Annotated in this window: 17 protein-coding genes; all 17 read left to right on the top strand. The window is 30.3% G+C overall.

The features are described from left to right. Window positions 1-61 precede the first annotated feature (61 nt). Window positions 62-1,450 carry a glycosyltransferase family 2 protein gene (locus INR60_RS14780; protein ID WP_194192268.1) on the top strand — a complete coding sequence of 463 codons (1,389 nt, stop codon included), beginning with the start codon at window positions 62-64 and terminating at the stop codon, window positions 1,448-1,450. A gap of 125 nt (window positions 1,451-1,575) precedes the next feature. Further along, complete coding sequence (gene mnmH, locus INR60_RS14775) at window positions 1,576-2,610, top strand: tRNA 2-selenouridine(34) synthase MnmH (protein WP_194192267.1); 1,035 nt, start codon at window positions 1,576-1,578, stop codon at window positions 2,608-2,610. A gap of 13 nt (window positions 2,611-2,623) precedes the next feature. Then, on the top strand, window positions 2,624-4,573 hold the full coding sequence (locus tag INR60_RS14770) for a DNA gyrase/topoisomerase IV subunit B (RefSeq protein WP_194192266.1): 1,950 nt from the start codon (window positions 2,624-2,626) through the stop codon (window positions 4,571-4,573). A gap of 24 nt (window positions 4,574-4,597) precedes the next feature. Beyond that, complete coding sequence (locus tag INR60_RS14765) at window positions 4,598-7,474, top strand: DNA topoisomerase IV subunit A (RefSeq protein WP_194192265.1); 2,877 nt, start codon at window positions 4,598-4,600, stop codon at window positions 7,472-7,474. Between the two features lie 16 nt (window positions 7,475-7,490). Then, window positions 7,491-8,036, top strand: coding sequence for a DJ-1 family glyoxalase III (locus INR60_RS14760; protein ID WP_194192264.1), 546 nt, complete (start codon window positions 7,491-7,493; stop codon window positions 8,034-8,036). 15 nt (window positions 8,037-8,051) lie between these two features. Next, on the top strand, window positions 8,052-9,818 hold the full coding sequence (gene recJ, locus INR60_RS14755) for a single-stranded-DNA-specific exonuclease RecJ (protein ID WP_194192263.1): 1,767 nt from the start codon (window positions 8,052-8,054) through the stop codon (window positions 9,816-9,818). Window positions 9,819-9,851: 33 nt separating this feature from the next. Then, window positions 9,852-10,910, top strand: a complete 1,059-nt coding sequence (murG, locus tag INR60_RS14750; RefSeq protein WP_420797497.1) for an undecaprenyldiphospho-muramoylpentapeptide beta-N-acetylglucosaminyltransferase — start codon at window positions 9,852-9,854, stop codon at window positions 10,908-10,910. Window positions 10,911-11,321: 411 nt separating this feature from the next. Further along, on the top strand, window positions 11,322-14,828 hold the full coding sequence (gene nifJ, locus INR60_RS14745; protein WP_194192261.1) for a pyruvate:ferredoxin (flavodoxin) oxidoreductase: 3,507 nt from the start codon (window positions 11,322-11,324) through the stop codon (window positions 14,826-14,828). A gap of 216 nt (window positions 14,829-15,044) precedes the next feature. Further along, window positions 15,045-15,389: a DUF1292 domain-containing protein gene (locus INR60_RS14740; RefSeq protein ID WP_194192260.1), complete on the top strand. Its 345-nt coding sequence runs from the start codon at window positions 15,045-15,047 to the stop codon at window positions 15,387-15,389. Between the two features lie 113 nt (window positions 15,390-15,502). Further along, a complete protein-coding gene (locus INR60_RS14735; protein ID WP_194192259.1) occupies window positions 15,503-16,321 on the top strand; it encodes a PHP domain-containing protein in 819 nt (272 codons plus the stop codon). Between the two features lie 19 nt (window positions 16,322-16,340). Then, the gene (locus INR60_RS14730) at window positions 16,341-17,519 is read left to right on the top strand and encodes a pyridoxal phosphate-dependent aminotransferase (RefSeq protein WP_194192258.1); all 1,179 of its coding nucleotides are present in this window, start codon (window positions 16,341-16,343) and stop codon (window positions 17,517-17,519) included. A 104-nt stretch (window positions 17,520-17,623) separates the two neighbouring features. Next, a complete protein-coding gene (locus INR60_RS14725) occupies window positions 17,624-18,262 on the top strand; it encodes an HAD-IB family hydrolase (protein ID WP_194192257.1) in 639 nt (212 codons plus the stop codon). Window positions 18,263-18,281: 19 nt separating this feature from the next. Further along, a complete protein-coding gene (locus tag INR60_RS14720) occupies window positions 18,282-20,147 on the top strand; it encodes a FapA family protein (protein WP_194192256.1) in 1,866 nt (621 codons plus the stop codon). A gap of 12 nt (window positions 20,148-20,159) precedes the next feature. Continuing rightward, on the top strand, window positions 20,160-20,606 hold the full coding sequence (locus tag INR60_RS14715) for a chemotaxis protein CheW (protein ID WP_194192255.1): 447 nt from the start codon (window positions 20,160-20,162) through the stop codon (window positions 20,604-20,606). An 8-nt stretch (window positions 20,607-20,614) separates the two neighbouring features. Continuing rightward, on the top strand, window positions 20,615-21,103 hold the full coding sequence (locus INR60_RS14710; RefSeq protein ID WP_194192318.1) for a chemotaxis protein CheD: 489 nt from the start codon (window positions 20,615-20,617) through the stop codon (window positions 21,101-21,103). Further along, window positions 21,103-22,161: a protein-glutamate methylesterase/protein-glutamine glutaminase gene (locus tag INR60_RS14705; RefSeq protein ID WP_194192254.1), complete on the top strand. Its 1,059-nt coding sequence runs from the start codon at window positions 21,103-21,105 to the stop codon at window positions 22,159-22,161. Before INR60_RS14710 ends, INR60_RS14705 begins: the two co-directional genes overlap by 1 nt. A gap of 19 nt (window positions 22,162-22,180) precedes the next feature. Continuing rightward, a complete protein-coding gene (locus tag INR60_RS14700; protein ID WP_194192253.1) occupies window positions 22,181-22,948 on the top strand; it encodes a CheR family methyltransferase in 768 nt (255 codons plus the stop codon). Window positions 22,949-22,966: the final 18 nt, after the last annotated feature.

Genomic DNA, 22,966 nt, shown 5'->3' with positions numbered 1-22,966 from the left:
AAAGAGAAAATAGATATGAATGGGGAATAATTTCCATTTGTCATTATTAGGAGTGAATTTAATGGGAAATGTTATTTTTGCCGTAACAGCTGTATTTCAATTCTTTGTATTCTTTATTACAATGTACTATTTAGTGCTTGCAATATTTGGATTATGGAATAAAAAAGAAAAGAAAAATTATACACCTAGCAAAAAATACGCTATGGTAGTAGCAGCTCACAACGAAGAAGTAGTAATAGGCAAATTACTAGAGAGTATGCTTAAATTAAACTATCCGAAGGAATTATACGATGTGTTTGTTATCGCGGATAACTGTACAGATAAAACAGCAGAGATTTCAAGAGAGTATGGAGTTTATGTTTATGAAAGATTCAGCGAAAAAGAAAGAGGTAAAGGCTTTGCTTTAGAGTGGATGTTTGATAAATTATTTAAAATGGATACTCACTATGATGCAATATGTATATTTGATGCTGATAACTTAGTGCATGAAGACTTTTTAAAAGAAATCAATTCAAAAATGTCAGAAGGATATAAAGTTGTACAAGGATATATAGATTCTAAAAATCCAAATGATTCTTGGATTGCTACAGCTTATTCAATAGCTTTCTGGTCACAAAATAGAATGTTCCAATTAGCAAGAAGAAACGTTGGTTTATCAAATCAACTTGGTGGAACAGGATTTGCTATAGGAACAGATATACTAAAGGAGTTAGGATGGGGTGCAACTTGTCTTACAGAAGATTTAGAGTTTACTTGCAAACTTGTAGCTAATGGTGAAAAAGTAGGTTGGGCACACGATGCTAAAATATTTGATGAAAAACCACTTACTTTAAAACAATCTTGGTCTCAAAGAAAAAGATGGATGCAAGGTTTTGCTGATGTTGCAACTAGATATTTCTTTAAGCTTACTAAAGCTTCAATAAAACAAAGAAAATGGTATATGTTTGATTGTGCTTTATACGTAATGCAACCTTGTGTAACGTTGTTATTAGCTATATCAGTACTTTTAACATTTGTTCAAGGTCATATAGTTGGATCAGATATTTTCGTAATTAGTAGTGTTTTCAGTGATATAGGATGGAAAGTATTCCTTATAGCACAGTTTTTAATTACACCATTAGTGTTAAGATTAGAGAAAAAGGTAACAAAGAGTTTCTTTGTAGTAATATTCTTATATTCTCTAAATGTATTTATATTACCTTTAGTTGCAAGTTATATAGATCAGCCTTATGGTTTTACTTTAGCAACAGTAATATATAATGTAGTCTTTTTTGTAGCAACTTTCTTGTTACTTGGTAAAAAGAGCGTTATATTATTATTTAGATTCTTATTATATGGATTATACACATTAACTTGGATTCCAATTACTATCCAAGGTATACTAAATAAGAACAATAAAGAATGGAGTCACACAAAACACGTTCGTAGTGTAGAGATTTGTGATTTATAGATAGAATACAAAAGACCTGCTGGAGTTAAAATAACTCTAGCAGGTCTTATATATTTGTTTTTTTACATATTTATTTTTTGTGATAAAATAGAAGAGTTAATAAAATTGTAAGTTGAGGGATTGTTATGTTTAATATAGTTGATTATGAAGAATTAGTAGATGATAATAGTTGTATATTTGTAGATGTTAGAAGTCCAAAGGAATTCAAAGAAGCTACAATTAAGGGAGCTATTAATATTCCAGTTCTACTAGATGAAGAAAGAGAAGACGTTGGAACAGTTTATGTAAGAGAAAATACAGAAAAAGCAAAAAAGATAGGTATAGAATATATTTCAAAAAGACTTCCAGAAATATTTGAACAAGTACAAGAGCTTTACTCACAAAAAGGAAAGAAGATAGTATTCTTTTGTGCTAGAGGTGGAATGAGAAGTGGAACTATATATTCTCTCTTTTATTCGCTAGGATATAAAGTTTACAAACTTAAAAATGGATATAAAGGATATAGAAAATACATAAATGATAACTTAAAAAAATTAAATGGAGAAGTTAGATACATAGTTTTATACGGGAAAACTGGAGTTGGAAAAACTGAATACTTAAAAGAACTTAGAAAAAGAGGGTATAATGTGGTGGATTTAGAAGGCGCTGCAAACCATAGAGGGTCTATTTTAGGTGGAGTCGCACTTGGGGGTTGCAGAAGCCAAAAAGCATTCGAAACTGAAGTTTTTGAAGAACTTAAAAACAAAAATTCTAATATAGTATTTATAGAAGGTGAAAGTAAAAGAATAGGAAATATAATTTTACCAACATTTTTATCAGATGCTATGCAAAATGGTATAAAAGTATGTATGGATGACACTATAGAAAATAGAAGGGATCTTTTAGTTAAAGAATACACAAAAGACGAAAATAGTGTAGAAGATATACTAAGATGCCTTGAGTATATGGGTAAATACATTAGTAAAAAAAGAATAGAAGAATACAAAACTATGGTTAAAGAAGGAAACTTTAAAGAGGTTTGCGAAGCTTTAATGGTTGAATACTATGATCCGTTATATACTAATGGATTTAAAGAAAAAGAATTCTACAAAGAATTATTTTGTGATGATAAAGAAAAAACTATAAAAGAATTAATAGATATATATAACGAATTTGTTTAGTTTGGAGGAAAAGATGGGAAAAGAAATCAATGCTTCATATGATGTAAATGCCTTAACTTCTTTAGAAAAACTAGAGCCAGTTAGAGTTAGACCGGGTATGTATATAGGTTCAACTGGAACTAAGGGTTTACATCATTGTGTGTGGGAAATATTAGATAATGCTATAGATGAAGTATCAAATGGCTTTGGTACAAAGGCAACTATAATACTAAATAAAGATAAAAGTGTTACTGTTATGGATAACGGTAGAGGTATACCTACAGGAATACATCCTATCAAAAAGAAAAGTGGAGTTGAGATGGTATATACTGAACTTCACACAGGGGGAAAGTTTGATAACAAAAACTACAAAACATCAGGTGGTCTTCACGGAGTTGGAGCAGCTGTAGTTAATGCTCTTTCTAAATGGGTAGAAGTTGAAGTTCATCAAAACGGAAATATATACAAGCAAAGATTTGAATACGCTTATGATAAAGAACTAAAAAAAGATATGCCAGGAACTCCTGTGACTCCTTTAGAGGTAGTAGGTAAGTGTAAAGATACGGGAACTATGGTAACATTTATGCCAGATAAAGATATATTTTCAACTATAGACTTTAAAGGTGATGTAATAGATGAAAGACTTCAAGAACTAGCATTCCAAAATAAAGGAATGAGACTTGAATTTATAGATAGAAGAAAAGATGAAGAAGTAGTTAAAGAATACTACTCTGAGAGAGGACTTTTAGATTTTATAGATTATTTAAATGAAAGTAAAACACCTCTTCATAAAGATCCTATTATCTTTGAAGGTGAAAAAGGGTTAAATGGTTTAAATATGTTTGGTGAAGTTTGTATGCAGTTTACAGATTCAACAACAGATAATATAGCAAGTTATGTAAATAATATACCAACTACAGAAGCTGGAACTCACGAAACTGGATTTAAGACAGGAATGACTAGAGCTTTTAAAGAGTGGGGTAGAAAACTTGAACTTATGAAACCTAAAGATAAAGAGTTCGAGGGTGATGATTTAAGAGAAGGTATGACAGCTATCGTTAGGATAAAAATATCAAATCCAGAATTTGAAGGTCAAACTAAAACTAAGCTTGGAAATAACGAAGCTTATACTATGATGAATGAACTTGCATATACTAAACTTTCAGAGTGGATTGAAGATAATAAAGACCTTGCATCAAAAATAATAAATAATGCACTTCAAGCAGCGCAAAGAAGAGATAAAATTAAAAAGATAAATGAAGCAGAAAAGAAAAAAATAGGTAAAGGTGCGGCACCTTTAGCAGGTAAGGTAGCTGTTTGTACTGGAAAAGAAAAATCATATAATGAATTTATAGTAGTCGAAGGAGATTCTGCCGGTGGTTCAGTAAAAATGGCTAGAGACAGAAGATTTCAAAGTATAATGCCATCTAAAGGTAAGATAATGAATACTGAAAAGCAGAAGCTTGAAAATGTACTTGCATCAGAAGAACTAAAAATATTTAATACTGCTGTAGGTACAGGGACTTTAGATAATTATAGTGAAGAAGACTTAAGATATAACAAAATAATAATTATGAGTGATGCTGACGTTGATGGTTATCATATTAGGACTTTATGGATGACATACATCTATAGATATATGAGACCACTTATAGCAAATGGACATCTTTATTTAGCACAGCCTCCTTTATATAAAGTATATAAAAAGGTTAAAGGAAAAGAAGTATGTGAATATGCTTATTCAGATGAAGACTTAGATGAAGTTAAAGAAAGAATTGGAAAAGGTGCATTAATACAAAGATATAAAGGTTTAGGAGAGATGAACCCAGACCAACTTTGGGATACCACTTTAAATCCTGAAACTAGAACACTTTTCCAAGTTACTATAGATGATGCTGCAAAGGCAGAAAAAATGGTATCTCTTCTTATGGGCGATATAGTAGAACCGAGAAGAAAATATATGTATAAATACGGTGAGTTTTAATTACAAATAGAAAGGAAAAGATTTATGGCTAAAAAAGTTAGTAGTATACCTGTGGATAAAAATATTATAAGAATTCCACTTGAAGAAGCTATGCCAGATAACTATCTGCCATATGCAATAGAAGTAGCTAAAGAAAGAGCACTTCCAGACGTTCGTGATGGGTTAAAACCAGTTCATAGAAGAATATTATATGGGGCATATCAATTAAAAGCATTTCCAGATAGACCTTATTATAAATCAGCTAGAATAGTTGGGGATATTTTAGGTAAGTACCATCCTCACGGAGATACTTCAGTATATGATGCTATGGTTATATTAGCACAAGATTTCTCAACTAGGGAGCCTTTAATAGATGGGCACGGAAACTGGGGTTCTATAGATGGTGATGGAGCAGCTGCTATGAGATATACAGAAGCGAGGCTTGCACCTATAGCTATGGAAATGATGAAAGATATAGAAAAAGATACAGTTGATATGGTTTTAAACTACTCAGATAGTGAGTTAGAACCAAAGGTATTACCAAGTAGATATCCTAATCTTTTAGTTAACGGAGCTTTTGGTATCGCAGTTGGACTTGCAACTAATATACCACCTCATAATTTAGAAGAGGTAACAGATGGGGTTTTAGCATATATTGATAATAACGAAATAACAACAAAAGAACTTATGGAACATATTAAAGGGCCAGACCTTCCAACAGGGGGAGTTCTTATTGGTAAGAATTCTTTAATATCTGCATATGAAACTGGAAACGGCAAGGTAACATGTAGAGCAAAAACTTCTATAGAAAAATTAGAAAACGGAAGATTTGGAATAGTAATTACTGAATTCCCATATAGAAGAAATAAATCAAGAATACTTCAAACTATTTCTGAAATGACAGCGGATAAAAGGCATACTAAGGTTTTAGAGGGAATCACTGATATAAGAGATGAATCAGATAGAACAGGTATTAGAGCTGTTATCGAATTTAAAAAAGCATCTACTGAAGAAGGTGTTGATAAGGTTCTTAAATATCTTTTTAAGAAGACAGATCTTCAGTGTAACATAAGTTTCAATATGGTTGCACTAGCAGATGGTAAACCAGAAACTATGGGACTTAAAACAATAATAGAGCATTACGTAAATCATCAAAAAGAGATAGTAACTAGAAGAAGTAAAAAAGAACTTGAAATAGCTGAAAAAAGATTTCATATAGTTGAAGGATTTATAAAAGCTATTGATGTTTTAGATGAGGTTATAAAAACTATTAGAAGTTCTAAATCTAAAAAAGATGCAAGTGAAAATTTAATAGCTAAATTTGGATTTACTGAAATTCAGTCTAGTGCAATACTTGAACTGATGCTTTATAGATTAACAGGACTTGAAATAGATGTATTTAAAAAAGAATATGATGAACTTCAAAAAATAATAGCAAAGCTTAAAAAGATATTATCTAGTGAAAAGGAACTGCTTAAGGTAGTTAAAAAAGAGTTGCAAGAAGTAACTAAAAAATACAAAAATCCAAGAAGAACTAAGATAATAGAGGATGATAGCAAAGCTAAAATTGATATAGAAGAACTTATAGTTATTGAGGATATAATGATAACTCTATCAAAAGATGGATTTATAAAAAGGATTCCATATAAAAACTATATAAGATCAAACTCTGACTCTAAAGAAATAGAATATAGAGAAGGAGATGAACTTAAATTCTTAATAGAATCTAATACATGTGATACTTTACTTATTTTCACAGATAAGGGTTATATGTATAAATTAAAAGGGATAAACACTCCAGAAGGTAAGTGGAAAGAAAAAGGTGAAAGAATTGATACTTTAATTAGGGGACTTAATTTAGATAATGAATCTATAATTAAAGTTATATCAGTTAAATCACTTCACCCGAATAAATATATTCAATTTATAACTGATAAAGGATATATTAAAAAGACATCGTTAGATAATTTTGATACAGCATATACTAAGCTTCAAGCTATAAAGCTTAAAGAAGATGAAGAAGTTATAGATATAACTATGCTAGTTTCAGATGAGAAAAAAGAATTCCTAAAGGTTAGTACAAAACTAGGATTAACTTTCTCACTTGAAATACCAGAAATAGAAAATAGTCAAAGAAATATTCTTCCAGTTCAAATGTTTAACTTATCTTTAAAAGATAAAATAACAGAAGCATTTTATGTAGATAACTTAGAAGTTGTTCAATTTAATATTGGTATAACAAATAAAAAAGTAATAAAATCATTAAGTAGAGTAGCTAAAAATGATGACTTAAAGGTTCATACAGACTCTTTAAGCGATTTGTTACTATTTACTGATAAGGGTAATTTAATTAAACTCAAATCATTTATGCTTATAGGTGTTTTAGAAAAAGATATAAAACTAGAAGATATGGTAGATTCTTTAGAAAAAGACGAAGAAATTATAAAAGTGATATCTGTAAATGGATATAATGAGAATTTAGGTCTTTATACAGTTACTAGAAATGGATTAGTTAAAAAGACTTCATTTAAAGAGTTTGAAGGAGAGTATTTAACTTGTCCGTATTATAAATTAAAAACTAAAGAAGATAGAGTAGTTAGTACCTTCCTTGGAGATTTGAATTTCGGTGAAGTAACACTATTTACAGAAAAAGGAATGGGAATTAGATTTAGTGTAGATAATGTAAGTTTAATGGGTAAATTTACATCTGGAGTTACAGGAATAAGCTTAAAAGACGAAGATAAAGCTATATACGGTAGATATATAACTGAAGATGCAGAAAAGTTTAATTTGATATTCCATAACAAAGAAGTTAAAACTTTAGAAGTATCTTCAATAAAACTTCAAAACAGAGCAGGAAGAGGAACAGACCTTTTAGTTGGAGAAGTTATAGATACAATAAAAGGGATACAGTTTATATAAGAAAGAAGGGTTTTTTATGAGTAAAGTATGTGTTTTACTAGCAAATGGATTTGAAGAAATAGAAGCATTAACAGTAGTTGATGTTTTAAGACGTGCAAATGTAACTTGTGATGCAGTTTCAATATTTGAAGAAGAAGTAACAGGTGCTCATAATATGATTATAAGAGCAGATAAATTAATTAAAGATATAGATGCTTATGATGCTGTAGTTTTACCAGGTGGAATGCCAGGAAGCACTAATTTAAGAGATAATTCTGAAGTTATAGATTTAATAAAAAATATGAACTCTTCAAAAAAAATAATAGCTGCAATATGTGCAGCACCTATAGTTTTAGCTAAAGCGGACGTAATAAGAGGAAAAGATGTAACTTCTTATCCTGGATTTAAAGAAGAACTAGGAGATGTTAATTATATCGAAGATAAAAGAGTAGTTATAGATGAAAATATAATAACAAGTAGAGGACCTGCAACTGCATTAGAATTTTCATTTGAAATTTTAAAAAAATTAGGAAAAGTAAAAGAAGCAGAAGAAATTAGAAACGGAATGCTTTATAACTTTTAGAAAAATAGGTGAATTATGAAAGAGAAGTGGCTTATAAGAGAAAAAAGAGAAGATTTTAAAAGATTAGCTAGTAGCTTAAAAGAGGATAGTCTTATATTAAGACTTTTAGCTAATCGAAAAATATCTGATCCTAAAGCAGCTTCTCTTTTCCTATATGGAGATATAAATAATTTTCATGATCCATTTTTACTAAAGGATTTAAATCTTGGAGTAGAAATAATAAAAAACGCAATAATAAATAATAAAAAAATTGCTATATATGGAGATTATGATTGTGACGGAGTATGCAGTACTTCAATACTATATAAAGGATTAAAAAGATTAAATGCTAACTTTATATATCACATTCCAAATAGGGAAAGTGAAGGGTATGGGATGAACAAGGAAAGAATAAAAATCCTAAAAGATTCTGGGGTAGATATAATCTTAACTTGTGATAATGGAATTTCAGCTTTTGAAGAAATAGAATATGCTAAAGAATTAGGTTTAACTGTAGTAGTTACAGATCATCATGATATACCTTTAAAAGAAGTAGATGGAAAGCTAATAAAAGTTATGCCGAAATCTGATGCTTTAATAAATCCAAAAAGAGAAGATTGCACTTATCCATTTAAAGATCTTTGTGGAGCCTCTGTAGCTTATAAGTTTGTTGTTGGATTATATAAAGAATTTTCTATAGATTTAAAAGAAGCAGAAGAACTTTTACAGTTTGCTGCAATTGCAACTGTTTGTGATGTGGTTAATTTAATTGATGAAAATAGGATTATAGTTAAAAAAGGATTAGAACTTATAAATAATACTAATATTATAGGATTAAAAGAATTAATAAAAGTTAAGAATTTAGAAGAGAAAACTATAAACGAAGGACATTTTGGGTTTAGCATAGGGCCTTGTATAAATGCAACAGGAAGGCTTGAGATTGCAGATTATTCTGTAGAACTATTAATTTCAGAAAATAAAGATGAAGCATTAAGCCTTGCACGTAAGTTAAATGAATTAAACGAAAAAAGGCAAGAACTTACTTCAGAAAGCGTTGAAAAGGTTGAAGCGTTAGTAGAGAGTGAAGTAAAATCAGGGGATAAAATTATAGTAGTCTATGAAAAAAGTATTCACGAAAGTATTGCAGGAATAGTTGCAGGTAGAATTCGTGAAAGATATAATCTACCAACTATAGTAATAACTAAAGGAAAAGATATGCCAAAAGGTTCAGGTAGATCTATAGAAGGTTATAATATGTTTGAAGAACTTAGTAAATGTAAAGAATATTTAGAGAAGTTTGGTGGACATCCTATGGCAGCTGGTCTTTCTTTAAAGGAAGAAAATATAGAAAAGTTAAGAAGAAAATTAAATTCAAACTGTAAATTAACAGAAGATGATATAACGCCTAAAGTTTTAATAGATGCAGCTATACCTCTTCAAAATCTAAATTATAAAATAATTGATGATTTAAATATTATGAAACCTTTTGGAAAGGGAAATAGTACACCTGTAATTGCTTGTAAGGATATTTTAGTTAAGAGAGTTATGTTTATGGGTAAGGAAGGTAAGTTTTTAAGATTTAAAATTGAACTTCCAGGAGGAAAAACTATAGATGGAGTGAATTTTAATAAGTATGATTTCTTTAAAGAGTCTTTTGAAGAAAAATATGGTGAAGAGGCATTTACGAAACTATTACTTGAAGGATATACTAATTTTAAGATGGATATAATATATTATCCAGAGATTAATGAATTCAGGGGAGACAAAAATATTCAAGTCTCAATTAAGAATTTTAGATTGTAAGGAGAGATAATTTTGAGTAAATATAAAATTATAATGACAGGGGGAGGAACAGCAGGACACGTTACTCCAAATCTTGCATTAGTTCCAAGATTAAAAGAAGAAGGTTTTGATATAAAATACATAGGAAGTAAAGATGGAATAGAAAAAGATATTATAGGAAACGCTAATATACCATACTTTGGTATATCATCAGGTAAACTTAGAAGATATTTTGATATTAAAAACTTTACTGACCCTTTTAAGGTATTAAAAGGAATAAATGAGGCTAGAAAAATATTAAATAAAGAAAAACCAGATGTAATATTTTCAAAAGGTGGATTTGTAACTGTACCTGTAGTTATTGCAGCATCTATGAAAAAGATACCTGTTATAGCACATGAATCAGATATAACTCCTGGGCTTGCAAACAAATTAGCATCACCATTTTGCGATAAACTTTGTGTGACATTTAGGGAGAGTTTAAATTATGTAAGCAAAGAAAAAGGTGTTTTAACAGGAAGTCCTATAAGATCTGAAATATTAGAAGGGTCAAAACTAGTAGGAAAGAAATTATGTGGATTTGATGACGATAAAGAGATTATATTAGTTATGGGTGGAAGTTTAGGGTCTAAAGTTATAAACGATGAGATTAGAGGAAATCTAACTGAATTACTTAAAGAAAATAATATAATACATCTTTGTGGTAAAGGGAATTATAAAAAAGAACTAGAAACTTTAAAAGGATATAAGCAATTTGAATATGTAAGTGAAGAATTAAAAGATTTACTTAAAGCTTCTGATTATATAGTATCAAGAGCTGGTGCAAATTCTATTTTTGAATTTTTAGCTCTTAAAAAGCCAACTCTTTTAATTCCATTATCAAAAAATGCAAGCAGAGGAGATCAAATTTTAAATGCAAACTCATTTAAAAAAGAAGGCTTTGCAAATGTTATAGAAGAAGAAGAACTTTCAAGTACTGGAATATTAAATGAAATAAAAAGATTAAAGGAAGATAAAGAAACTTTAATTAAAAATATGAAATCTAGTAAGATGAATAATGGAGTAAATGGAATAATGGACGTGATAAAGGGTTCTATAACAAGTAAAATGTAGTAGAAAAAGAATATTTATCGTAAATAAGGAAATTTAGAACTTTAATAAGCTTTGAAAACTTGCAAAATATTAATAGTAGTATATAATGAAAGAGATGGACTTTGACTTTTTAATAATATTAAAAAAGGTTTTGTTAATCTCTTTTTCAAAGCTTAAAATCAGAGTCGAATTTTGTAATATATTTTTTATGGGGGTATGTTAAATAAAAGACAATCTTTTATTATGATTTACCTCATTTAATGTGTAAAAGTGTAAGACACTTTAAATTTAATCGATTTAAATAAAATTATATTTCTCACTAATTTTATTTATATATATTGATGTAAAAAGTTTTAATTGTGGAATCTGTATTAAAACTTTTTATATTAAAAAATTTCTTATTTTTTTAATAATAGAAAGAGGGGTCACACGATGAGAAAAATGAAAACAATGGATGGAAATACGGCTGCTGCTCATATTTCATATGCATTCACAGAGGTTGCTGCAATCTATCCTATAACACCATCATCACCAATGGCTGAACACGTAGACGAGTGGGTAGCACAAGGAAAGAAAAACATATTCGGTCAACCAGTTAAGATTATGGAAATGCAATCAGAAGCTGGAGCTGCAGGTGCAGTTCACGGATCATTACAAGCTGGAGCATTAACTACAACTTATACTGCTTCACAAGGTTTATTATTAATGATACCAAATATGTACAAAATTTCTGGAGAATTATTACCTGGAGTATTCCATGTATCAGCTAGAGCATTAGCTACATCATCTCTAAGTATATTTGGAGATCACCAAGATGTTATGGCTGCAAGACAAACAGGATTCGCTATGCTTGCAGAAGGTTCTGTTCAAGAGGTAATGGACCTTTCAGCGGTAGCTCACTTAGCAGCTATCAAAACTAGAGTTCCATTCTGTAACTTCTTCGATGGATTCAGAACTTCACACGAAATACAAAAAGTAGAAGTTATAGAACACGAAGAATTAAAAGACTTAGTAGATATGGAAGCTTTACAAGCATTCAGAGATAGAGCATTAAACCCTAACCACCCAGTGACTAGAGGTACTGCTCAAAACCCGGATATCTATTTCCAAACTAGAGAAGCTGTAAACAAATTCTATAACAGCATTCCTGATGTTGTAGAAAACTATATGGCAGAAATAACTAAAATAACTGGTAGAGAATACCACTGTTTCGATTACTATGGAGCAGCTGATGCTGACAGAGTAATAGTTGCAATGGGATCAGCTACAGATGTTTGTGAAGAAACTATAGATTACTTAAACGCTAACGGACAAAAAGTCGGAGTTGTTAAAGTAAGATTATACAGACCTTTCGATATCGAAAGATTAAAGAAAGCTATGCCTAGCACAGTTAAGAAAATAGCTGTTTTAGATAGAACTAAAGAACCAGGTTCAGTTGGTGAACCATTATACTTAGATGTTAAGAGCGCTTACTATGGAGAAGAAAATGCTCCTGTAATAGTTGGTGGTAGATTCGGATTAGGATCAAAAGACCCTAACCCAGGACACATCGCTGCAGTATATGAAAACTTAGCTAAAGACGAACCAAAAGACGGATTCACATTAGCTATAAACGATGACGTTACAAACACTTCATTAGAAGTTCACGAAGATATAGATGCTACTCCAAAAGGAACTACAGCTTGTAAGTTCTGGGGATTAGGATCAGATGGTACTGTTGGTGCTAACAAAAGTGCTATCAAAATTATCGGAGACCATACTGATATGTATGCTCAAGGATATTTCTCATATGACTCTAAAAAATCAGGTGGTATAACAGTATCACACTTAAGATTTGGTAAACAACCAATAAAATCACCTTACTTAATAAACAAAGCTGATTTCGTTGCTTGTCACAACCAATCATATGTATACAAATACAACGTATTAGAAGGATTAAAACCAAATGGAACATTCCTTTTAAACTCAATCTGGACTCCAGAAGAAGTTGAAGAAAACTTACCAGCTTCATACAAAAGATATATAGCTGAAAACAACATCAAATTCTATACTTTAAACGCTGTTAAGATAGCTCAAGAAATAGGATTAGGTGGAAGAATCAACATGATAATGCAATCAGCTTTCTTCAAGCTAGCAAACATTATCCCAGTTGAAGATGCAGTTAAATACTTAAAAGACGCTGTTGTTACTTCATACGGTAAAAAAGGTCAAAAAGTTGTTGATATGAACAACGCTGCAATTGACAAAGGTGTTGACTCAATAGTAGAAATCACAGTTCCAGCTTCATGGAAAGATGCTAAAGAAGAAGCAGTAGTTGAAGCTAGACCAAAAACTGATTTCGTTAAAAATATAGTAGATCCTATAAACAGACAAGAAGGATTCGATTTACCAGTTTCAGCATTCAACGGAATGGAAGATGGTACTTTCGAAGCTGGAACTGCTGCTTCAGAAAAAAGAGGAATAGCTATAAACGTTCCTGAATGGGAAGAAGATAAATGTATTCAATGTAACCAATGTGCTTACGTTTGTCCACATGCTGCAATTAGACCATTCTTATTAACTGAAGAAGAATTAGCTAACGCACCAGCAGGATTCAAAGCTGTAGATGCTAGAGCATTAAAAACTGAAACTCCTGTTAAATTCACAATCGGAATTACTCCATTAGATTGTACTGGATGTGGAAACTGTGCTCAAGTTTGTCCAGCACCAGGAAAAGCTTTAGTTATGAAACCAGCTGCAACTCAAGATGCTGAAATAGCTAACTGGGATTACGCTATAGAAAAAGTTTCACCAAAAGCTAACCCAATGAACAAGAAAACACTTAAAGGAAGCCAATTCGAGCAACCATTATTCGAGTTCTCAGGAGCTTGTGCAGGTTGTGGAGAAACTCCTTACGCTAAGTTAATAACTCAATTATTCGGAGACAGAATGATGATAGCTAACGCTACTGGATGTTCATCAATCTGGGGTGGATCAGCACCTTCAACTCCATACACAGTTAACCACAAAGGTCACGGACCAGCTTGGGCTAACTCATTATTCGAAGACAACGCTGAATTCGGATTAGGTATGTTCTTAGGTGCTAACGCTATAAGAGAAAGAGTTAAAGAAAACGCTCTTAAAGCTATCGCTGACGGAGTAGCTGTAGAAGAATTACAAGCATTCGTTGACGGATTCACAACTGGTGAAGGAACTAGAGATAGAGCTGACGCTGTTGTTGCTGCTTTAGAAGGATCAGACAACGTACACGCAAAAGCTATCTTAAATGAAAAAGACTTCTTAGTAAAACCATCACAATGGATATTTGGTGGAGACGGATGGTCATATGATATCGGATTCGGTGGAGTAGACCACGTATTAGCTACTGGAGAAGATGTAAACATATTTGTATTTGATACAGAAGTTTACTCAAACACTGGTGGTCAATCATCAAAATCAACTCCAACTGCTGCAATAGCTAAATTCGCTGCATCAGGTAAGAAAACTAAGAAAAAAGACCTTGGTATGATCGCAATGAGCTACGGATATGTATATGTTGCTCAAATTTCAATGGGAGCTGATAAGAACCAAACTCTTAAAGCTATCGCTGAAGCAGAAGCATACAAAGGACCATCACTAATCATAGCTTACGCTCCATGTATAAATCACGGAATTAAGATTGGTATGGGTAACAGCCAAGTTGAAGCTAAAAAAGCAGTAGATTGCGGATATTGGGCAATGTACAGATTCAACCCAGAAGTTAAAGAAGCTGGAAAGAATCCATTCGTTTTAGATTCAAAAGAACCAACTGGAGACTTCAGAGAATTCTTAATGGGAGAAGTTAGATACGCTTCACTTGCTAAAGCATTCCCAGAAGCTGCAGAAGCATTATTCGAGAAAACTGAAAAAGATGCAAAAGAAAGATTAGCAGGATACAAAAAATTAGCTGCTGATAACTAAAATTCATCTTTAATATAAAAAAAGACTCAGGCTTTGCTTGAGTCTTTTTTATTTATCTTACAAAATATTAAAAAAACTCAATTATAAGTAAGTGAATAAAGAAAATTCGTAGAGAATGAGTGAATAAATTAAAAAAATTAAAGAATTTGCTTTTAATTTAGATAAAATAAGGGTAGAATGAAAATAGACAATATACAATTGAAGGAGGAAAAAGAAATGGATAAAGATTTAAACAAATGTGGATGTGGAAGCCACGAAGAAGGTAACGGATGCGGATGTGGAAGCCACGAGCATGACCACGATCACGAATGTGGATGTGGATGCGGTGAACAAGAACATGAACATTTCGTAGTTGATTTAGTAGACGAAGAAGGTAACGAAGTTGCTTGCCCTATTATAGATGAATTTGAATATAACGGTGGAGAGTATTACTTAGCTCAAAACCCTACTGATGATTCAGTTTATATGTTCAGATTAGTAGAGGAAGAACTAGTAGTTCCAGACGAAGATGAATTTAATGAAGTAGCTAAATACTACAACGAAGTATTAGTTGAAAACTAAAAATTATGGGAGAGTGAAAATTCACTCTCCTTTTGTGAATATAATTATATTGAATAATTTACTTTAATAGACAATAATGGTATATTCATTATGTGAGTTGGAAGGTGATTAATATGAAATTTTGTGATTTACATATTCATTCTTCCTTTTCAGATGGCAAGTTGACACCAGAAGAGATTGTAAGTACTGCAAGAAATAAAGGAGTTAAATGCATATCTATAACTGACCACGATACTTTAGATGCTCAATATATAACAAATAACAAATATGATGATTTAGATGTTATTCCTGGAATTGAACTTAGTACAGAGGTAAATGGAATAGAGATTCATATTTTGGGATATTTTATAGATATAGAAAATGAAAATTTAAAAAAAGTATTAACTGAACTTAAGTTCTATAGAAAAGAGAGAGCTAAAAGTATAGTTTCAAAGCTTAATAAAATGGGGATTGATATAGATATATCAGAAGTTTTGAAAAATGGCAAAGAAACTGTGGGAAGAGCAAATATTGCGCTAGAGATAGTTAAAAAAGGTTATGAGTGCAATTATAAAACTGCATTTAATAAGTATTTAGTTCAAGGAAAACCTGCTTACGAAAAAGGGAAGAAGCTAACTTATAAAGAAGCTATAAAACTTATAATAAATTCAAAGGGAATAGCTGTGTTAGCGCATCCTGGAAAAATATATAAAGCACGAGAGGTTGAAAATATAATTAAAGAACTAAGGTGTTATGGATTAAAAGGTATTGAAGTATACCACAATAGCCACACTAAAGAACAGATAAATAAATTTTATAACTTGAGTAAAAAGTACAAAATGGTTGTTACTGGTGGAAGTGATTTTCACTGCTGCCTTTCTGAATGTGAGATTGGCTCTGAAGGAATAGATAGCGAATTATATGAAAAATTTATAGGAGCAAAGAATAAATAATTAAAGGGGCGAAACAAATATGAACTTATCAAAAAAAGCTAAAGATATAGCGCCGTCAATAACTCTTGAAATAACAGCGAAAGCAAAGAGTCTTAGAGACTTAGGAGTTGATGTAATAAGCTTTGGGGCAGGTGAACCAGATTTTAATACACCTAAAAATATTATAGATGCAGCTTATAAAGCAATGCTTGATGGCAAAACTAAGTATACTCAAACTTCAGGAATACTAGAACTTAGAGAAGCTATATGTAAAAAATTTAAAGAAGATAACGGCTTAGAGTATAAGGTGGATCAAATTTTAGTAAGTACTGGAGCAAAACAATCTTTAGCAAATGCTTTTTTAGCTATTTTAAATCCGGAAGATGAAGTAATAATGGCAACGCCTTACTGGGTTAGTTATCCAGAACTAATTAAATTAGCAGATGGTAAACCTGTATTTTTAAATACTTCAAAAGAAAATGGATATAAATTAAATAGGGAAGAATTAGAAAAAGCAGTAACTTCAAAAACTAAAGCTTTTATAATAAATAGTCCAAACAATCCAACAGGAACTATATATACAAAAGAAGAGCTTTATGACCTTGCAAAATTTGCAGAAGAAAATAAACTTATAATAATATCTGATGAGATTTATGAAAAACTTATTTATGATAATGAGAAGCATATAAGCATTGCAAGCTTAAGCCCTTATGCTTATGAAAATACGATAGTTATAAATGGGTTTTCAAAATCAAGTGCAATGACTGGGTGGAGAATAGGATACGCTGCATCTAATAAAGATATTATAAAACTTATGACAAGTATTCAAAGTCACACTACATCAAATACTTGTTCGATAACTCAATACGCAGCACTGGAGGCTTTAAACGGTCCTAAAGATGAGCTTTTAAAAATGGTTAAAGCTTTTGAAGACAGAAAAAACTTTATGGTTAAATTATTAAAAGGTTTAAAAGATATAGATATAATTGAGCCAAAAGGAGCTTTTTATGTTATGGTTGATATAACGAAATATTTAAATGATGATATAAAGGACTCTCTAGAGTTTTCTAAGGAGCTTTTAGAAAAAGAAAAGGTAGCTGTTATTCCTGGAATTGGGTTTGGATTAGAAGGATATATAAGACTTTCGTATGCGATTTCTAAAGAGCAAATTGAAGAAGGAATAGAAAGAATTAAAAACTTTTTAAATATAATAAAATAATTTATTAAAAAAGCTAACTTTTTTTGAAAAAAGTTAGCTTTTTTTTAGTAAAACTGATTAATATATTATATAATAAATTATATAAATAGATTTTGGAGGATTAGATGGAGAAATTAGCAATATTTGACGTAGATTTTACAATTACAAGAAAAGAAACTTTAATGCAATTTTTTAAGTTTATGATTCATAAGGATAAAAAAAATATTAAATTTTTACCTAGAGCAATTTTTAGTGGAGCTTTATATGGACTTAAAATATATGATGAAAAAAAAGTAAAACAATCTTTCTTAAAATTTATTGATGGAATAGAAGAAAAAGATTTAGAAAATACAGTTAAGGAATTTTACGAAAAAGTTTTAGAAAAAATTCTATATAATGATGCAATAGATATGATGAAAAAGCTTAAAAAAGAAGGATATAAGATATATTTAATATCTGCATCTCCAGAATTTTATTTAAAAGAATTTTACAAAATCAAAGAAGTAGATAAAGTTATAGGAACAAAATTCAAATTTTCAAGCGGAAAATTCACTAGAACGATGGATGGTTTAAACTGCAAAGGTGAACAAAAGGTTATAAGATTAAAAGAAGTATTAAATAAAGAAAATATTGAGGTTGACTTTAAAAACTCGTATATGTTTTCAGATTCTTTAAGCGATAAACCGTTATTAGATCTAGTAGGAAAACCATATTTAATTAATTTTAAAAAGAAAAATGATATTGAAATTTTAAAATGGAAATAACTACATAAGGGGGATGGCTATGGTTGTTGAGGGGAAGACTATTGATGAATGTTTAAATATAGCATCAAATGAGTTTGGGCTAGAAAAAAAAGATATACAATATAAGATGCTTAAAATGGATAAGTGTGAGGATGGGATTGTATTTAAAGTTGATATCTTAAATGAAGTAAATATTTATGATATTGAGTTAGAAGATTTTGACTGTGAAGAAATAGAAATCATTTCAGATGAAAACGTAATGGTTATTGTAAATGGTCAAAAAATGAAAGATAAAGTTATAGTTTCTAAAATGGATACTGTGAAGGCTAGAGTTTTAGAAGACGATAATGGTCTTACAATAGATTTTAAGGCATCAAAGGATAACTTGGAAGGAACTCTTGAAGTAAATGGAGGGAATAACAGATTTTCTACATTAAAAAAAGAAAAATTAAAAAACAAACTTATTTTAAAGCGGGACTTTGGTGACTATAAGGAAATAGATTTTGATAAAAAGAAAGAAGAGATTTTAAATTTTATAAAGACTAAAAATGTAATTTTTGGATTAGATTTTGAAGCTATAAACTCAATTATATTATCTAAAGAAGAGTCTGTAACAAAAGTTATAGCTAGAGGGATAGAAAAAATAGATGACGAAGAAGATGTTATAGAACTTCTATATAAAACTAAAGAAGATAAAAATAATATAAATTATAAAGTAAACTTTAGAAATTTAAATAAAATAGATAACGTAAAGGCAGATTCAGATTTAGCTATAATACATATTGGTAAAATTGGATCATCTGGAAAAGATATATTTGGAAAAGATATTAAAAAGATAGATAAAAAAGGACTACCTATTAAAATCGGCGAAGGCGTAATAAGAGAAGGAGATATTTTAAGATCTATAAAAAATGGTAGAGTAGACTTATCAAATGGAACTATTAAAATTATAGATAGCATGGATATTTCTAAAGATATTGATATAGAAAGTGGAAATATTAATTTCATAGGAGACATAAATATTAATGGTAATGTTAGTATGGGGATGACTGTTTCAGGTGGTAATTTAATAAATATTAATAAAAATGTTGAATCAGCTATTATTAAATCGGGCGGAGATACGATAATAAAAGGTAGTGTATTAAATTCTAAGGTTATTGCGGGAGTAGAAAATGAAGATTTCTTAAAATATGTTGAAAGTCTAAAAGAATTAAATAGTGATATAGAAAAGATAATAAGTGTTTCTAAACAACTTAAAAATTCAAAAAAAGGATCTTTTGAGGCTGGAAAAGCTATAAAGCTTATTATAGATCAAAAGTTTAAAGGACTTCAAAAAATGATTTTTAGAGTCTTAGCATATAAAGTTGCATATAAAAGTTTATTCCCAAATGACGACGGCTTAATTGAATTACTAAGAAATAAATTAGCAGGTTTAGGTCCATTAAATATAAAGGAACTAAATGAAGTAGATAATATTTACGATATTATAAATAGAGAAATAAAAGAAGTAAATAGAACTATGCAAAGATCATCTAATATTTTTATGTCTTACTGTCAAGATAGCACCTTAACTGCAAGTGGAGATATTGTTTTTAATGGTAAAGGACAATATGTATCTGAAATTAGCGCAGGGGGAGACATAATATTTGATGGGGATAATTGTGTCTGTAGAGGCGGAACGATTTATGCAAATGGAAACTTAAAAGCTAAAGTTGTAGGAAGTCCAGCTGGAGTAACTACAGTTCTTAGTGTTTCTGATAAAGGAAAGATAGATGTAGATGAGTTTTATCACAATACAACTATAAAGGTTGGAAACAGAAAAAGTGTTCTAGACACTAAAGGTAAAGATTTACATGCATATCTTGATAAAGACGGAGAGTTAATTATTGAAAAATTGAATTTTTAGGAGGATGTAATCTTGGAAGGTAATAATTTGAAAATCTTAATATTTAGCCTTAATAATGAATATTTTGCGACTGATATAGGACAAGTTGAAAGAATTATAGGGTATGAAAAGCCTACTGTACTGCCTGATTCACCAAATTATATTGATGGTGTTATAAAGCATGAGGGTAAAATACTACCAATACTTAATTTAAATAAGCGCTTTAGCTATATGGATAAAGAGAGCGAAGGAAGAAAAATAATTATAGTAAAAAGAGACAATAGACAGTTTGGAATAGTAGTAGACAACGTATATGAAGTTAAAACTGTAGATTTAAATTTACTAGAGGGAGTACCTCCTATAACAAATGGGTTAAGAGAAGAGTATATAAGTGGACTTGTAAAGTTAGAAGACAGAATAGTTATCTTATTAAATCTAGACAGGGTACTTTCAGAGGACGATGAGACAAAAATATTTTAGGAGGCATTATAGTGATTGATGATGTAAAGGTAGGGATTGCTGACTTGAATGTTGTACGAGCGCCTGGAAAGATAATGACTATAGGCCTTGGTTCTTGTGTCGGAATAGCTATATATGATAGGCGAAATAAAATCGCAGGTTTAGCACATATCATGTTAGCTGATAGTACTCAATTTAAGAAGATTACTAATACAGCAAAATACGCAGATTTAGCAATTCCAGAACTTGTGAAAAAGATGATTAATACTGGATCATTAAAGCGGGATATGACAGCTAAGATAGCTGGAGGTGCTTCTATGTTTAACTTCAGTGATACTAGTATGATTAGTGATATTGGAAAACGTAATGGTGAAGCAGTTAAGAAAGCTTTAGAAAAAGAAGGAATTAGGTTAATTTCTGAAGATATAGGTGGAAGTAAAGGGAGAACTATGATTTTTGATGCTGAGAATGGAGAGGTTACATTAAAAATTGTAGGACAGGGAGTGAAGATAATATAATGGGAAGTGGGATTAAAATAAAAGTTGCAGTAGTAGATGACTCTGCATTTATGAGAAAGCTAATATCTGAGATTATTGAATCAGATGAAAGTTTTGAAGTTGTAGCAAAACTTAGAAATGGTAATGAGCTTATAAAAAGAATAGATGAATTAAACCCAGATGTAGTAACTTTAGATCTAGAAATGCCAGAATTAGATGGTATAGACACTCTAAAGGAACTTAAAAGAAAAAATATTTATGTTCCTGTAATGATGATAAGTAGTAATACTGAAGAAGGTTCAAGTAAAACTATGGAATGCCTTTATAATGGAGCAGTTGATTTTGTAACAAAACCATCAGGTGCAATTTCACTAGATATAAAAAAAGTTTCAGATCAATTAATTGAAAAGTTAAAAGTAGTTGCAACTAAAAGTAAAAATGTATCAAGACCTAGTAAAAGTGTAAAAGTTATGGAAGACGATTTTGTTAATCTTAAAAGAGAAGTTAAGATTAATAAAAACAAAATAGATGTAATATTAATAGGTGCATCTACTGGAGGCCCTAGAGCGATACAAAAAGTTATTGAAGGACTTGATAATAGTATAAATAAACCAATATTAATAGTTCAACATATGCCGGTAGGATTTACAAAAGCTTTTGCAGATAGATTAAATAGAGTTTGTAGCCTTAAAGTTTTAGAAGCTGAAGAGGGTATGAAAATAGAAAATAATACAGTCTATATTGCAAGAGGCGGAGTACATATGCTTGTTGATAAAAATAAAAGAATAGCATTTTCAGATGCACCTACAATGTGGGGCGTAAGACCTGCTGTAGATAAATTATTCCAATCAGCAGTAGAGGTATATGGAAAAAATATATTAGCATGTCTTTTAACAGGGATGGGAAGAGATGGTGCAGATGGTATCAAAACAGTTAAAAATGCTGGTGGAGTTACAATTGCACAATCAGAAAATACATGTACGATATTTGGTATGCCAAGGGCGGCTATATTAACAGGAAAGGTCGATTATATATTAGATATAGATAAAATATCTGGTGGTATAAAAGACTTAATTTAACTTTAAAATGGAGGGCAATATGAATTTTGATGATTTTCATAAGTGGGTCTATAGAGAACTTGGAATTAACCTTGCATCATATAAACCAACTCAATTAAATAGAAGAATTGATAGCTTAATGTCAAGAATAGGGGTAAAGTCTTTAGAGGAATATACGAAACTAATAAAGACTAACTATGAAGAAAGACAAAGATTTTTAGACTTTATAACTATAAATGTTACGGAGTTTTTTAGAAATCCAGAATTATTTAATGAATTAGAAGGATTATTAAAAGAAAAAGTAAACAAAGAAAAGAGACCTTTAAAAATATGGAGTGCCGCTTGTTCAATAGGGTGCGAGCCGTATACTTTAGCTATGATTTTAAAGGAAATAAATCCGATTTATAAACATAAAATTTTAGCAACAGATATAGATAGTACTATTTTAGCTAAAGCAAAAGCTGGAGTTTATACTAATGTTGAAATGAAAAACGTCAAAAAAAATATAATGGAGAAATATTTTACGAAGCAAGAAACAAAATATTTAATAAGTCCTGAAATAAAGTCTCTTGTAACATTTAAAAAACATGATTTAATACTAGACAGATATGAAAGTGATTTTGATTTAATAGTTTGTAGAAATGTAGTAATATATTTTAAAAATGAAGTCAAGGCTGAGATATTTAAGAATTTCTCAAAAGCACTAAGACCTGGAGGGTTACTATTTGTCGGAGCTACGGAAAGTATTTATAACTATAAAGAATATGATTTTTCTAAAGCTTCAACATTTATATATAGAAAAGTTTAATAGATGGGAGGAAGCAAT

The organism is Clostridium chrysemydis (assembly GCF_015234215.1).
In the GTDB taxonomy this organism is placed as follows: domain Bacteria; phylum Bacillota; class Clostridia; order Clostridiales; family Clostridiaceae; genus Clostridium; species Clostridium chrysemydis.
The sequence above is the reverse complement of the archived record's forward strand: the minus strand, read 5'-3'. Positions and strand labels throughout refer to the sequence as shown.